Source organism: Pandoraea sp. XY-2, assembly GCF_004193915.1.
Taxonomy (GTDB): domain Bacteria; phylum Pseudomonadota; class Gammaproteobacteria; order Burkholderiales; family Burkholderiaceae; genus Pandoraea; species Pandoraea cepalis.
On record NZ_CP030849.1, the window covers coordinates 4,999,907 to 5,015,287 of the forward strand.

Below are 15,381 nucleotides of genomic sequence, written 5' to 3' on the forward strand. Positions count from 1 at the left end.
CGCCACCCCGCATGCCCATCTCGCCGTTGCCGCCGTTGCATTGCCTGATTGCTTTCGATGCAGCCGTGCGGCACGCGAGCTTCACGCGGGCCGCCGTCGAACTCAATCTCACGCAAAGCGCCGTCAGCCGGCAAATCGCGCAGCTCGAGGAATTCCTCGGGCGCGCGCTGTTCACGCGCGAGCATCGCACGCTGCGGCTAACGGTGGCGGGGCAACGCTACGCCGAACAGATCCAGCGCCTGCTCGGCGAGTGCGCCGAAGCCACCGCCGACCTGATGAAGCGGCGCGGCGATCTGGAACTCACCGTGGCCTGCTCGTCGGGCGTGGCTGTGTTGTGGATGACGCCACAACTCATGCGATTTCGCGCCGCGCACCCCGACATCAAGATTCGCGTGATCGTGAAAGACGGCATGACGTCGCTGTCCGCGTCGGAGTTCGATCTCGGCGTCTATTACGTGCGTAACGACCTGCCCCCGGACTTCGCCGGTCGGCGGCTCTTCGACGAGGAAGTGTTTCCCGTCTGCTCGCCCACCTATTTGCGCGGGCGCCAGCTCACGCCGGCCGATCTCGTCGGCGAGACACTGCTCTTCATCGAAGACGGCCAGCGCAAGTGGATGTCATGGACCGACTGGTTCGAGCTGCAGGGGGTGAACGCCCCGAAGTTTCCGCGCATGGTGAGCGCGAACTACTACCCGCTACTCGTGCAGATGGCGATCGAGGGTGGCGGTTTGGTCATGGGATGGCGTCATATGATCGATCCGTGCCTCGACGCGGGCCTGCTCGTGCAGGCGTGCCATGCGACCGCCAGCCTGGGCGGCGGCTACTATCTCGTATGGCCTGCCGAGCGCCACGAGCATGCCGCAGCGCGAATTTTCCGTAACTGGATCTACACGGAATATTGTTCCCCATCATAGGGGTTACGCCATCTCTTGGATCGTTGCCATGCGCCACACGCATGGCAACATGCGGAATTTTCGTTTGGCCTGTCATTTTGTCTGCACTACTTTGTGTCTTATCCGCGCACGTGTGCCGATCCCGATGGGAGCGCAGACGTGATCCGACATAAAAGCAGGCGTATTACCGGTATGACGTAGTCGCAAGGCACGCAACGGACGCCACCCATCTTTCGGGAGACTCAGATGCAGGCGACTTTGGCAGTGCCTCAACAGAACCTGGCCCGTCAGCGCCGTCACGCGATCGTGGCGACGGTGATCGGTAACGGTCTCGAGTGGTTCGACTTCACCGTGTACAGTTTCTTCGCGGCCATCATCGCGAAGCAATTCTTCCCCACCGGCGACGATCTGTCGTCGTTCCTGCTGGCCGTGGCCACGTTCGGCGTGGGCTTCTTCATGCGTCCGGTCGGCGGCATCGTGCTCGGCATCTATTCCGACCGCGTGGGCCGCAAGGCAGCCCTGTCGCTCACCATTCTGCTCATGGCCGCCGGCACCGCGATGATAGGTCTGGCCCCAACCTACGAACAGATCGGTCTGGGCGCGCCCCTCATCATCGTGCTGGCGCGTTTGCTGCAAGGCTTCTCGGCCGGCGGCGAAATGGGCGGCGCAACGGCCTTCCTGACCGAGTACGCGCCCGCCAATCAGCGCGCCTATTACTCGGCCTGGATTCAGTCGAGCATCGGCTTCGCCGTGCTGCTCGGCGCGGCCGTGGGCACGTTCGTGACGACGGAACTCGATCACGCCTCGCTCGCGTCGTGGGGCTGGCGCGTGCCGTTCCTCGTCGGCATGCTCATCGGCCCGGTCGGTTTCTACATCCGTAACAAGATCGACGAAACGCCGACGTTCCAGCATGCCGAGAAGTCCGATACGCCGTTGCGCGACGTGCTCTCGCAATATCCGCGTGAGACGCTCGCCAGCTTCTCCATGGTCGTGCTGTGGACGATCTGCACCTACGTGCTGCTGTTCTACATGCCGACGTATGCCCAGCGCGTGCTCAAGCTGCAGGCCTCCGATGGCTTCACGGCGGGCATGGTCGGCGGCGCGATGATTCTCGTGTTCGCGCCGGTGGTGGGACGTCTGGCGGATCGCTATGGCCGCCGTCCGTTCCTCTCGGGCTCGGCCCTGCTGATCCTGCTGCTCGCATGGCCGATGTTCACGTATCTGAACGTGGCGCCTGGCCTGCACTCGCTGCTGATGTTCCAGATCGTGTTCGGCCTGCTCATCGCTTGCTATACCGGTCCGATTCTCGCGGCGTTCTCCGAGATGTTCCCGGCGAAGGTGCTCTCGACGGGTCTGTCGGTGGCCTATAACTTCGCGGTGACGATCTTCGGCGGCTTCGCCGCACTCATCATCACGTGGCTGATTGCCCGCACGGGCAGCAACATGGCGCCGGCCATCTACGTGATCGTCGCGGCGGCCATCAGCCTCGTCGGCACGTGCTTCGTGAAGCCGCTGCCCAAGGCCTGAGTCCCCCTGTCGTCAAGGCGCGCCCTCACCGGCGCGCCTTGTGCATTTTTTCAAGGAATTCCCCATGTCCGTTACCCTGCTTCGCGGCGGCAATGTGCTCGATGCAGTCGCCGGCCGCCTGCTGGAAAGTCACGATGTCGCTATCGAGGGCAATCGCATTACCGCGCTCAGCGCCACGCCGCTAGACATCGACGGCGCGACGGTGATCGACGTCACCGGCAAGACCGTCATGCCCGGCATGATCGACTGCCACGTGCACGTGCTCGCCTCGCATCCGAACCTCGGCACGAATGCCAGCCAGCCGAACGTACTCACCGTGCTCAAGTCGCTGCCGATCATGCAGGGCATGCTCAATCGCGGCTTCACGACCGTGCGCGATGCCGGTGGCGCCGATTGGGCGCTGCAACAGGCCATCGAGCAGGGCGTGATTCCGGGGCCGCGCATTTTCCCGTCGGGCAAGGCGCTCTCACAGACGGGCGGACATGGCGATTTCCGTCCGCGCAGCGACACGCTGGAGCCGTGCTCGTGCGCGTTTCGCGCGGGCGCGATCGGGCGCGTCGTCGACGGTGTCGATCCGATCCGCCTCGCCGTGCGCGAGGAGATTCAAAAGGGCGCCACGCAAATCAAGCTAATGGCCTCGGGAGGCGTGGCGTCGCCGGTCGATCCGATCGCCAACACGCAATACTCGGAAGACGAGATCCGCGCAGCGGTCGCCGAAGCCGAGGCGGCGCAAACCTATGTGATGGCTCACGCCTACACCCCGCGTGCGATTGCGCGCGCCGTGCGCTGCGGTGTGCGCACCATTGAGCACGGCAATCTGTGCGACGCCGAGACGGCGAAGCTCATGGCCGAGAAAGGCGCATACGTTGTGCCGACGCTGGTCACCTACGACGCGTTGGCCAAGGACGGCGCATCGCTGGGCCTGCCGCCGGAGTCGGTGGCCAAGGTGGAGAGCGTGCAGCGCGCGGGGCGCGAATCGCTCTCGATCTATCGCGACGCGGGTGTGAAGATGGGCTTCGGCTCCGACCTGCTCGGCGACATGCACAAGTACCAGTCCGACGAGCTGACGATCCGTGCCGACGTGCTGGGGGCCGCCGAGACGCTTCGCTCGGCAACGGTCATCGGTGCGGAGATTCTGAATCGCGCGGGCGAGCTGGGGGTGATCGCGCCGGGCGCGCTGGCCGACGTGCTGGTCGTCGACGGCAATCCGCTCGAATCCATCGAGGTGCTGACCGGCCAGGGCGAAAACATCCGCTGGGTCTTCAAGGACGGGAAGGTCGCCAAGCAGCCGGAATAACCGCAATCACCGAAGCCGCCGCCCGGCAACACGCGCAAGCGCGTTCGCGGTGAGCGGAAGGAGAAGCGCCGCGATGTCTCGCACATCGCGGCGCTTTTTATTGCGACCGCAGTCGTTGCCGGTGGTGCCTCGATACCCCGATTCCGACAATTCGACGCGCGAATGAAAAGCGCGGCGGTGCGCCGCTGCATAGACTCCTCGCAATGTCGCGCAGAAGGTGTCTACCCATGAAGCTCGCTCCGCCATCCTACATGTCATTAGGCTTCGATACCGTCTTTGGCGGTCGCGTCGCCAAGCAGTCATCGCCAATTACGCGGTCCGAATGGAAACAGGTCGGGGTTCGGCAGCATGCGCCAACCCCTGGATCTGCATTGTCGGTCACCGTGGGCGACGATGCCCTACCCACGATCGAAACGCTCCGGGCCGACATCGTTGCGAACCTGAGCGCGATCAAGCGCGATTGGGATGCGGCGGCGCAAACGGTCAGCCCCGAAGCGGTCCGGGGCAAACTGTCCGGCGAATACGACGCCATCGCACGGCTGTCGGAGGTCGTCTCGACGCATGCGACGTCCGATATTCTCGGCGTCGACGCACTGATCGACCAGTTCGAGAAGGCCATCGTGAAAATCGGCAAGGCGAGCGATCTGTCCTTCACATCGCTCAAGCGCGTCGACGCCCAACAATCGATCTCCGACACGGCGCAACTGACGCCGAAAGCGAAGGCGGCGTTCGACGCGCTCCGTCATTTGAAAGCCGCACTCGACACGATGGTGTGCACGACATCGGTGCGACGGGTTCTGGCGGACCAGCAGCGGGCCCTGGAAAACGCAGAGATGACGCCGGCAGCGCTTCGACAAGCGAAGGCGGAGCTATACGCGGCATTCGTGGTGACGGGCGAACTGTTGAGCAAGACCGAGCCGCTGATCAACCACTATCTGACTCAGGCCCAGGCGGCCATCCCGGGCGAGAAGCGGAGATGGAAGACAAGAATCCTGATTCTCGTCTCGTTCCTGGTCATCACGGTCTCGTTAGGCGTCGCATCGGCGGTGCTTCCCGGGTTGCTGCCCGCACTTGTCGGTCTCGCGGTGGGGTTGAAGCTCGCCTCGACGGCTGCCGGTGTGCTCACGGCGTGCAACGGGATCTTCAATGTCTTCGGTTATGCACGCAATCGCGGCTGGGGCAAGCTATCGAACGAGATCACGGCGATCAAGAACCTGAACGACGCCGTCAATCGCGGGCTGGAAGCGAGGCACAGTGTGCATCAATCGGGAGCGACCACCGAAATACAGGCGCGTCTCGACGAGCTCGGTCACGACATTGCGCGCGCCACACGCAATCAGCGCGTGCTCAACGAGAATCTCGAGCATCTCGACCACACGTTTGGGAATACTCGGCTTTGACGGCGAGCCATTGGCTCGGCGAGGGTTCATTCAACACGAGGAGACAAATTCACTATGCGTCCAATCAAGTACGTATCTGCCCCGCCCGCCGTCGATTTGGCGCAACGCTATCGAACACTCGCTGCACAAGGGCAGATCAGGGACGCCCTGACGGACGCGGAAAACGGCCTCGCGGAACTGCTGAGCCTGCAGAATACGGCGCTGTCCCGCGTCGAGCGCCTCGTCCGTCAGGCGAACGCCGGCGCTGCGGCGCGCGATGCATCCGCTGACGAGGCGCAACCCCTGCTCCGCGCCGAATCGTTCAGGAACGACATGGCGCAGTGTGGATCGAGCCCCAACGGCGAAACCGCCAGTGCGACCCGACCTGGCGCACGCACGCCTCCCGCGACAACGCATCGCCCTCGGCCGCGCCCATGAAAAAAAGCAGCCCGTCCGGGCTGCTTTTCTCTTAAGGCAAGACGCCGACGCAACGGTCAGCGCACGCCTTATTTCTTCCAACCCGGGGTGACGAACACCGAGCGCACATCCTCGAGCGTTTGCGAGACCGTCTCACGCGCACGCTCCGTACCGGCGCGCAGCATGTCCCACACGAACTCCGGATTCTTGGCGAATTCCTCGCGACGCTCACGCATCGGACGCAGCATTTCCTGCAACCGCTCTTCCAGACGCGCCTTCACCTTCGAGTCGGCCAGACCGCCGCGCACGTAGTGATCCTTGAGCGCCTGCAAGCCTTCCTTGTCTTCGTCGAAGGCGTCGAGATACGCGAAGGCCACGTTGCCTTCGAGGTGCCCCGGATCCTCCACCTTCAGATGCAGCGGATCGGTGTAGCACTTCTTCACGGCGGCGCGGATCTCGTCCGGCGTCGACGAGATGTTGATCACGTTGCCAAGCGACTTGCTCATCTTGGCCTTGCCGTCGATGCCGGGCAGACGCCCGATCGGCGGCACCAGCGCCTTTGCTTCGACCAGGATCTCGCGATCGGCCAGACGGTTCAGGCGGCGCACGATTTCGTTCGTCTGCTCGATCATCGGCAACTGGTCTTCGCCGACCGGCACGAGGGTGGCCCGAAACGCCGTGATGTCCGCCGCCTGGCTCACCGGATACGTGAGAAAGCCGGCCGGAATATCGCGCTCGAAGTTACGCAGCCCGATCTCCTGCTTGACGGTCGGGTTGCGCTCCAGGCGCGCCACGGTCACGAGGTTCAGGTAGTAGAAGGTGAGTTCGGTCAGTTCGGGCAGCCACGTCTGCACGCAGATGGTCGTCACGCTGGGGTCGATGCCGACGGCCAGATAATCGAGCGCCACTTCCGAGACGTTGCGGTGCACCTTGCCGCGATCATCGGTGTTGTCCGTCAACGCCTGCGCGTCGGCGACCAGAATGAACTGCTTGTACTCGTGCTGATACGCCACGCGGTTCTTCAGACTGCCGACATAGTGGCCCAGATGCAGCGGCCCCGTCGGGCGGTCACCCGTGAGGATCACCTTGCGATCCGCAGGTGCCTTCGAAACACTCATTTTCCTCTCCGTAATCAAGCGCTTATGGCAAGTCCCAATGCCTCGTGCGCGATGGACGGCCTCCTGTCGCAACGCCACCACCGGCATCCGCCTCACCCCATTGCGTCAACCTTAACCCCCGAATGGTAGCGCGTCGGCGCGAAGGCGGTACAGAATCGGCCGCGACGCCTGAACGCTTCCCCCGATCGGCAGCTACGAATCCCGGTGCGGTTCATGTGGACGGCGCCGAGCGCGTACCGACGCTATCGAAACGGCAAGACCATTTCGCTTCACGAAGTACTTTCTGAATTTCAACGGCACCGGCTTCATCAATCGATCGTCGGACCTCGCTCGTTTTGCGCGAAACGTCGGCCTGGACGGTTTCGTTGTCGAAAATCAGCTATACATGCGCGATCAGCACACCACCGCATCGTAAAGAGATTCGCTTTGATTGCTACACGCCTAGCAGGAAACTACTCGCGTCTGCTCGCCTCCCGTGCAATCGGCGCGTCGATCCTATGGATTGACTTCACACTTATCTTCGAAAACCTCGCATTTCGGTGGAATGCCGACGCCGTCGTGATTGGATTCGCGATGGCGTTCTACGGCGTGCCCGGCGTCCTTGCGGGCCCGTGGATCGGAGCACTCGTGGATCGCCACTGTCCATGGCGGATGTTGCGTTGGAGCTACCTTATTCGCGCTGCCACGGCGCTGGCGCTCTGGCAAGCCCCTACCGTCGGGATTTTTCTCATCTGCGTCGCATCGAAAGGATTCGCCAACCTCGTCCCCGGCCCAGCCGAACAACAGTTGTTTCGCCGCTTGCTGGCCGACGAGGCACTTCCCGGCAATGCCAGCAAAGTCACGCTCATTGATCAGTTGGCGAAACTGGTAGCACCGCTCGTCGCAGCACTGCTGGCGACATGGCACCTTCCGGGTTTTGCCATCTCGGCGGCGCTCAGCGTCATCGGCATCCTGCTCTTGCCAAACCGACCCGCCCCAAACACCGGCAAACGCGGCGGGGCTCTCCCCTCAGCACGTCCCGTCTGGTCAGTCTTCCACGATGTCCTGATGCATCACGCCATGCTGCGCCGGGTGTTCCTTGTCACGCTATGCCAGGCGTTTGTCCTCGGCTTCTACGACGCACTGCTCGCTCTGTTTCTGAAAGCGCGCGGCTATCCCGACGGGACCTTCGGCAGCATTGTGGGGTGCACGGCAGCCGGCGCAATACTGGGGACACTTGCCTTCAAAGCAGCGGTAAGGCGATGGCCCCCGACGGATCTGCTCGCTGCTTCATCGCTGCTCTTCGGCATCACCATATTGGCGCCTGCGGCCATTGTCTACGCGAACGCCACATTGCCGGTAGTCGCCATGCTCGGCCTTTGGATCGGGAACGGATTCGGGTACGGACTTGGCGTCATGCTGATGATGCTGACGTTCCAGCGGGAATGTCCCCGCGAGGTGTTGGGGACGGTGACGTCCACTGGCAGAAGTCTTCAGCTGCTGCTGATGATCATTGCGCCGCTGATCGGCAGTGCCCTTTCAAACGTCACCAGCATCGAGTTCGTGTTTCTATGCGCAGGAAGCGCCGCTATCGGACTCGCCCTGTTCACCCGCCTGGTTCCCGTCGCACAACGCCCGCCGCCACACTCGTGAATGGCGAACGAAGCCAAACCGTTTGACAAGCTTCCTGCCACTCGTTCCAACAAGTTTGGTAGGTAATTGTCGAATGGGGCGCCCTCATGTCTTATTGCGGAAGGCGCCCCCGATCAAGCCGATCCCCTTACTTCGCCGTCACCACAGGAATGCCCTTGAGCGACTTGCCGTTGCTACGCGCGTGCGCCAGCGCCTGCTCGACGGCATCGCCCGTGGCAGGGATCACGCCCAGCCGACCCGCAATCGTGGCCTCCACGCGCTTGGCCATCGCCAGGTTCGCCAGCTTCACATGGCCATAGCCGCGAATCTTCGCCGGCGCTTCGGCCAGGGCGATCACATCGGCCAGCGTCTCTGTCGACAAGCCTGCCAACGCGCGCTCCATCGTCGTGCGATAGTCCGCGATCAACTGACGCTCCATGCGGCGCTCCAGCGTGTAACCGAAGACGTCCAGCGCGCCGCCGCGCAAGCCGCGCAGCTTCGCCATCCCGCGCAGCACCGGCCACAGCCACGGCCCGATCGTCACCTTCTTCGGCACCCCACCGTCCTTGCCGCGGGCAATCAGCGGCGGCGCCATATGGAACTCAACTCGGAAGTCACGCCCCGGCTTGCCCTCGAAGGTCTCGCCCAATGCGTCGGCGAAGTCCGTCTGCGCATACAGCCGCGCCACTTCGTACTCGTCCTTGTAGGCCATCAGGCGCGAGAGCTGCTGCGCAACGGCACGCGACAAGCGACCCGGCGCCCCCGCCACGCGCGTTTCCGCATCGGCCACCTGCTTCACGAAAGCAGCGAACTGCGCCGCATACGCTGCACTCTGGTACTGCGTCAGCAACGTCATCCGATGCGCAACGAGCTCGTCGAACGTCATGTCGTCGGCCACCGGTGCATGGACCGGCGTCGGCGTGGCCTTGGCCGTCGTCTGCGTCAACGCTGTCGGATCGCCCGCCGCCAACCGGCCGATCGCCAGCGCGAGCTGGTTCATCGGCACCGCCACATTGTTCAGCTCGATCGCGCGTTGCAGCGCATCCAGCGACACCGGCACCAGCCCCAGTTGCCACGCGAAACCGAGCATGATGATGTTCGCGCCCATCGTGTCGCCGAGGAACCGCTGGGCGAGCGCCTGAGCGTCGCACGCATCGAGCTTGTCGCTACCTGCCGCGTGACGCATCTTCTCGAGCAGCGCATCGGCATGAAGATTCGCGTCGGGGTTCTGCACGAACGTCGCGTTCGGAATCGCATGCGTGTTGACCACCACGCGCGTGCGGTCACGTCGTACGGTTTGCAGCGCATCCGCACTGGCGCCCACGACCATGTCACAGGCGAGCAGCACGTCGGCCTGCTGCGTGTCGATACGCACCTGATTGAGCGCCTGCGGCGTGTTGGCAAAGCGCACGAACGACAGCACGGCGCCGCCCTTCTGCGCGAAACCCATGAAGTCGAGCACCGATGCGCTCTTGCCTTCCAGATGCGCCGCCATCGTGATGAGCGCACCGATTGTCACGACACCCGTGCCGCCCACGCCCGTGACCATGATGTCGAACGGTGCATCGCCGGCGAGCGCGCTCGGCTGCGGCAGCGCGTTCAGACGTCCCTCGAAGGCCGCCTGATCGAAGGCAGCGGCGAGCGCCTTCTTCAACTGCGCGCCCTTGACCGACACGAAGCTCGGGCAGAAGCCGTTCACGCAGGAGAAGTCCTTGTTGCACGACGACTGATCGATGCGACGCTTGCGCCCCAGCGCCGTTTCCACCGGCTCGACCGACAGGCAGTTCGATGCCACGCCGCAATCGCCGCAGCCCTCGCAAACCGCCTCGTTGATGAACAGACGCCGATCTGGATTCGGGAATTCGTTTTTCTTACGACGACGACGCTTCTCGGCCGCGCACGTCTGATCGTAAATGAGCACGGTCGTGCCCGCGATCTCGCGCAACTCGCGCTGCACGGCATCGAGTTCGCTACGGTGATGGAACGTCGTGCCCTTCGGGAACTGGCCTTCGTGGCCGATGTACTTCTCCGGCTCGTCGCTCACCACGACGAGCTTCGCAATGCCCTCGGCTTCCACTTGGCGCGCGATCTGCGGCACCGAAATCGAGCCGTCGACCGGCTGGCCGCCCGTCATCGCCACGGCGTCGTTGTAGAGAATCTTGTAGGTGATGTTCGCCTTCGAGGCCACCGCCTGACGAATCGCGAGCAAACCAGAGTGGAAGTACGTGCCGTCGCCCAGATTCTGGAAGACGTGCGCACGTTTGGTGAAGTGCGAGTGCGCGGCCCAGTCGACACCCTCGCCGCCCATCTGGATCAATCCCGTGGTGTCGCGATCCATCCACGACGCCATGAAGTGACACCCGATACCGGCCTGCGCGATGGAGCCTTCGGGCACCTTCGTCGACGTGTTGTGCGGGCATCCCGAGCAGAAATACGGCACGCGACGCACGCCGTCGGCCGCATTCGACAGGATGTCGTGCGCCACGAGATCGACCACGCGTTCACGGCGATCGAGCGTCGGGCGATGCTTTGCCAGCCAATCGGCGAACACCGGCAACACGCGCGATGGCCGCAACTCGCCCAGCGCGGAGAGCAGCGCGCGGCCCTCGGCGTCGGTCTTGCCGAGCACGCTCGGGCGCGTGCCCGTCGTGCGGTTGTAGAGGTATTGCTTGATCTGCTGCTCGACGACCGGGCCCTTCTCCTCGATCACGAGGATTTCCTTCAGGCCAGCGACGAACGTGTCCAGGCGCGACATATCCAGCGGGAACGACAGGCCGACCTTGTAGATGCGCACACCGGCCGCCGCGAGATCGTCGACGGTAAGGTCGAGACGGCGCAGCGTCTCCATCAGGTCGAGATGCGCCTTGCCGCACGTCACGATACCGATGTCGGCGTCCGGCGCCGGGGCAATCCACTTGTCGATGCTGTTCACGCGCGAGAAGGCGCGCACGGCATCGAGCTTGTCCACCAGACGCGCTTCGAGCGCCAGGCTCGGCAGATCGGGCCAGCGATTGTGCAGGCCGCCCGCGGGTGCGACGCAGTCGGACGGCTCGACCCAGTCCGTGCGGATCTTGTCGAGGTCGACGGTGCCGCGCGACTCGACTGTCTCGGAGATGGCCTTCAGGCCCGCCCAAGCGCCCGAGAAACGCGACAGCGCATAGCCGTAGAGACCGAATTCGACGAGTTCGCCGATGTCGGCCGGATTGAGTACCGGCATGCTCCACGACATCATCGTGAAGTCGCTCTGATGCGGCATGGACGACGACACGCAGCCGTGGTCATCGCCGGCCACCACGACCACGCCGCCGTGACGCGACGCGCCATACGCGTTGCCATGCTTGAGCGCATCGCCCGCGCGGTCCACGCCCGGGCCCTTGCCGTACCACATACCGAACACGCCTTCGACGGTGCGCTCCGGGTCGGCCTCCACGCGTTGCGTGCCCATGACGGCGGTACCGCCCAACTCTTCGTTGATCGCCGGCAGGAACTTGACGTTGGCCGCATCGAGCAGCTTCTTCGCCTTCCACAACTGCTGATCCACGCCGCCGAGCGGCGAGCCGCGATATCCGCTGATGAAGCCCGCGGTGTTCAGGCCACGCGCGGCGTCGAGCTGATGCTGCATCAGCAGGATGCGCACGAGCGCCTGCGTGCCGGTGAGGAAAATCTGACCGCGACTCGCCGCAAGCGCGTCGGAGAGCTGGTAATCGGGATGGGCCAGGGGATTGGCCGTCGGCGTCGCAAGGGCGGCGCGCATGGGGCATTCATCGTGTCTCTCCTGATCCCCGCGGCCTGCGTCAGATCGATCTGACGGCGACATCGGCCGTGCTTCGGGGCATTTGTTCTGTTCGTCTCGACGTCCCGACCGCATCGAGCGGCCACGCATCGGTATGCAAGCAGTGTATGGGGAGGTACGAGAAAGATTTTTACTATTTCACTCCGTTTGGCGCACAATAAGAAACGTTCATTTCGTAGATGGCGGTTTTGAGAAATGGAATTACTCGATAATTTTGCACGCCAGATTCTGCGGCTATTGCAGATCGACTCGCGCCGCTCGGCGCAGGAACTGTCGGATAACGTGGGGTTGTCGGCAACACCGTGCTGGCGGCGCATCAAGGACATGGAGCAAAGCGGCGTGATCCAGCGCTACACGGTGCTGCTCGATCGGGAAAAGCTCGGCCTGCACGTGTGCGCCCTGGCCCACGTGCAACTCACCCGCCACACGGAGGGCGGCACGGAGCAGTTCGAGCGCGAAATCCGCACCTGCCCGGAAGTGACGGAGTGCTACAGCACCACGGGCGAAGCCGACTACATCCTCAAAATCGTGGCGCCCGACATCAAGGCCTACGACGCGTTCCTGCACGAACACATCTTCCGTCTGCCCGCAGTGGCCAACGTCAAGACCAGCGTCGTGCTGCGTGAAATCAAGTTCGATACGAGCCTGCCGATCTGACGCGCGCCTTTCATCCCCTTCCCATTCATTGACATCGCGTCACCTCGCCCCTTGACGCGTCGGCCGTTCTTCGTCAACAATGTAAATGATTCTTATTAACATCTTCGTCTCAAGGCCGAACCTATCCGGCCGCAGGGCGTGAGATCTTTCGCCAGCCGCGCCTGCCGGCGTGTTCCCGAGCCTCGATAACGACACGCGGAACACGACGATTGCCACGAGCGCTTGCCAGCCAGCAACGGGGTTTTCTTGCTCTGGGAGCCAGCAGTGAAGCAGTCGTCAAGCGGCGGGGGCCGCGCTTTTGTCATGTCAACGCGCCGGGGTGGCCGGAAATTCGGCATCCACGGTTCGATCCGATCCGAAGAATCGCCACGCGATCCGGCGCGTCGATGGCGTCTCCGCCCGCTCGCAGGGGCAGTGCTTGCTGCGTTCTGGTCGCCCGCGGTCTTCGCGCAAGCAGCATCGGGCACGGGCTCGGCGCAGTCCGTTGAGACGCATCACCTCGCGCAAGCCTCGCCCAACACGTCCTTGCAGGTCGCTGAAGCCAATCTGCGGGAGGTCAACGTCACGGCGACGCGCACCCCGACCAAAGCGGATCGAACCCCGGCGTCGATTTCGGTCATTACCGATCAGGATCTCGAAGAACAACAAGCGCAAGACATCAAGGAAGCCCTGCGCTACGAGCCCGGCGTCACCGTGCGCCGCGCGCCGTATCGTCCCGCTTCGGCGGCCGCCGGCGGCGGTCGAGACGGCAATTCGAGCATCAACATTCGTGGCCTCGAAGGCAACCGCGTGGCGCTCTTCGAAGACGGCATCCGCATGCCGTCCGGCTATGCGTTCGGTCCGCTCGAAGCGGGTCGTGGCGACTATCTGGGCATGGACCTGCTGCGCCGCATCGAAATCCTGCGCGGCCCCGCCTCGTCGCTCTACGGCAGCGATGGCCTCACCGGCGTCGTCAACTTCCTCACCAAGGATCCCCAAGACCTGCTCGATGTGTTCGGCAAGTCGACCTATGTCTCGCTGCGCCCGTACTTCAACTCGATGGACCGCAGCTTCGGCACGACCGCCCAGGCCGCGTGGGGCGGCGAGCAGTGGCAGGGCATGGTGATCGTCGACGGCAACAAGGGCCACGAACTCGACGGCAAGGGCACCAACAACTCGGCCAGCACGTCGCGCACAACGGCCAACCCACAGGACAGCAATGGCGACTCCGTGCTCGGCAAGCTGGTCTTCAAGGCCACGCCCCGCTCGACGTTCAAGCTCACGGGCGAGACCGTGCGCCGTCGGGTGGACTCGAACGTTTTGTCGGCCATCAATCCGCCCACGACACTGGGCCTGAACACGAGCGATCGTCTCGAACGCAACCGCGTCAGCCTCGATTACGACTTCAACGACGCCTCGCAGGCCTACGTGCAGAACGCGCACGCGCTGCTGTACTTCCAGGACGCGAAAAACAGCCAGTTCGCGTACGAGAAACGCACGGCGGGCGATCGCACGCGCGACAACACGTACAAGGAGCGCACCGTCGGTGGCGCCGTGCAGGCGGAAAGCCACTTCACGACCGGCCCGCTCGTGCACAAGCTCGTATACGGCGCCGACGCGAGCCTCGCTTACATCACCAGCTATCGCAACGGCACCGTGCCGGGCATGGGCGAGTCGTTCCCCAACAAGGCGTTCCCGGACACCGACTACACACTGTTCGGCGCCTTCGCGCAGGACGAGATCCGCTACGGCGCGCTGAGCGTCACGCCGGGCATTCGCTACGACGCCTACTGGCTCTCGCCCAAGCAGAACGATCCGCTGTATGTGTCGCAGACGGCCTCCGGCGCGCGCGTTCAACCGACGTCGTCGAACGATGGCGCGTTCTCGCCGCGTCTGGCGATCATGTACGAGATCGCGCCGTCGCTGATTCCTTACGTGCAATATGCACGCGGCTTCCGCACGCCAACGCCCGACCAGGTCAACAACGGCTTCTCGAATCCGATCTTCGGTTACATGTCGATCGCGAACCCGAACCTCAAGCCCGAGACGAGCGACACGTTAGAGCTGGGGTTGCGCGGACGCCTCGCCACCACGCTCGGCCCCGTCACCTACAGCACCGCCGTCTTCGCCGGCAACTACCGCAACTTCATCTCGCAGCAGAACATCAGCGGCTCGGGCCGCCCGAGCGATCCGCTCATCTATCAGTACGTGAACTACAGCCGCGCCCGCATCCAGGGCTGGGAGGGCCGCGCCACGTGGGCGCTCCAGGGCGGCGTGACGCTGCGCACGGCAATGGCCTACACACACGGCACGACGCAAAACAACGGCGCCGCCACCCAGCCGCTCAACACCGTCAATCCGTTCTCGATAGTGCTCGGCGTGCGCTACGAGCCGAACACGACGTGGTTCGCGCAAGCCGACCTGCTCTTTCAGGCCGCGAAGGCACAAAGCCAGATCGCGAAAACCTGCACCTCGGGCACGCAGCAGAACCAGACCTGCTGGGCCCCCCGTCGTCGGTCGTGCTCGACCTGTCGGGCGGCTATCGCCTCAACAAGTCCGCGACGCTCTACGCCGGCATCTACAACGTGTTCGACCGCAAGGCCTGGAACTGGTCGGACGTGCGCGGCCTCGCCGATAGCTCAACGCTCAAGGACGCGTATTCGGCACCGGGCCGCAGCGTGGCCGTGAGCCTGAAGCTTCAGTACTGATT

Annotated in this window: 8 protein-coding genes and 1 pseudogene; 7 read left to right on the forward strand and 2 right to left on the reverse strand. The window is 63.8% G+C overall.

Going from position 1 to position 15,381, the window contains the following annotated elements; translation table 11 throughout:
* Positions 1-11: 11 nt before the first annotated feature.
* The 4 genes from DRB87_RS22700 to DRB87_RS22715 all read left to right on the forward strand — a co-directional run bounded on the left by DRB87_RS22700 (position 12) and on the right by DRB87_RS22715 (position 5,117).
* A complete protein-coding gene (locus DRB87_RS22700; protein ID WP_017233845.1) occupies positions 12-914 on the forward strand; it encodes a LysR substrate-binding domain-containing protein in 903 nt (300 codons plus the stop codon).
* 225 nt (positions 915-1,139) lie between these two features.
* Entirely contained in the window at positions 1,140-2,420 is a 1,281-nt protein-coding gene (locus tag DRB87_RS22705; protein ID WP_130027601.1) for an MFS transporter, read from the forward strand.
* Between the two features lie 64 nt (positions 2,421-2,484).
* Positions 2,485-3,717 carry an amidohydrolase family protein gene (locus tag DRB87_RS22710; protein WP_130027602.1) on the forward strand — a complete coding sequence of 411 codons (1,233 nt, stop codon included), beginning with the start codon at positions 2,485-2,487 and terminating at the stop codon, positions 3,715-3,717.
* Positions 3,718-4,088: 371 nt separating this feature from the next.
* The gene (locus tag DRB87_RS22715; protein WP_130027603.1) at positions 4,089-5,117 is read left to right on the forward strand and encodes a hypothetical protein; all 1,029 of its coding nucleotides are present in this window, start codon (positions 4,089-4,091) and stop codon (positions 5,115-5,117) included.
* Positions 5,118-5,602: 485 nt separating this feature from the next.
* On the opposite strand, the gene trpS is transcribed toward DRB87_RS22715, so the two are convergent.
* Positions 5,603-6,631 (reverse strand): tryptophan--tRNA ligase, encoded by a 1,029-nt coding sequence (trpS, locus tag DRB87_RS22720; protein WP_017233850.1) that lies wholly within the window; start codon positions 6,629-6,631, stop codon positions 5,603-5,605.
* 426 nt (positions 6,632-7,057) lie between these two features.
* Between trpS and DRB87_RS22725 the strand changes: the two genes are divergently transcribed.
* On the forward strand, positions 7,058-8,263 hold the full coding sequence (locus DRB87_RS22725; RefSeq protein ID WP_165385395.1) for an MFS transporter: 1,206 nt from the start codon (positions 7,058-7,060) through the stop codon (positions 8,261-8,263).
* Positions 8,264-8,390: 127 nt separating this feature from the next.
* On the opposite strand, the gene DRB87_RS22730 is transcribed toward DRB87_RS22725, so the two are convergent.
* Positions 8,391-11,996, reverse strand: coding sequence for an indolepyruvate ferredoxin oxidoreductase family protein (locus tag DRB87_RS22730; protein WP_130027605.1), 3,606 nt, complete (start codon positions 11,994-11,996; stop codon positions 8,391-8,393).
* Between the two features lie 234 nt (positions 11,997-12,230).
* Here DRB87_RS22730 and DRB87_RS22735 point away from each other — a divergent pair, with 234 nt between their 5' ends.
* Together DRB87_RS22735 and DRB87_RS22740 are read left to right on the forward strand one after the other, a co-directional pair.
* Positions 12,231-12,692: an Lrp/AsnC family transcriptional regulator gene (locus DRB87_RS22735; protein WP_130027606.1), complete on the forward strand. Its 462-nt coding sequence runs from the start codon at positions 12,231-12,233 to the stop codon at positions 12,690-12,692.
* 303 nt (positions 12,693-12,995) lie between these two features.
* Positions 12,996-15,379: pseudogene (locus DRB87_RS22740) on the forward strand (TonB-dependent hemoglobin/transferrin/lactoferrin family receptor).
* The last annotated feature ends 2 nt before the right edge of the window (positions 15,380-15,381 follow it).

Excerpts from the sequence above, each read along its gene's own strand:
- DRB87_RS22700 (WP_017233845.1), top strand. The coding sequence starts at position 12 with ATGCCCATCTCGCCGTTGCCGCCGTTGCATTGCCTGATTGCTTTCGAT.
- DRB87_RS22705 (WP_130027601.1), top strand. The coding sequence starts at position 1,140 with ATGCAGGCGACTTTGGCAGTGCCTCAACAGAACCTGGCCCGTCAGCGC.
- DRB87_RS22730 (WP_130027605.1), bottom strand. The coding sequence starts at position 11,996 with ATGCGCGCCGCCCTTGCGACGCCGACGGCCAATCCCCTGGCCCATCCC.
- DRB87_RS22735 (WP_130027606.1), top strand. The coding sequence starts at position 12,231 with ATGGAATTACTCGATAATTTTGCACGCCAGATTCTGCGGCTATTGCAG.
- DRB87_RS22710 (WP_130027602.1), top strand. The coding sequence starts at position 2,485 with ATGTCCGTTACCCTGCTTCGCGGCGGCAATGTGCTCGATGCAGTCGCC.
- trpS (WP_017233850.1), bottom strand. The coding sequence starts at position 6,631 with ATGAGTGTTTCGAAGGCACCTGCGGATCGCAAGGTGATCCTCACGGGT.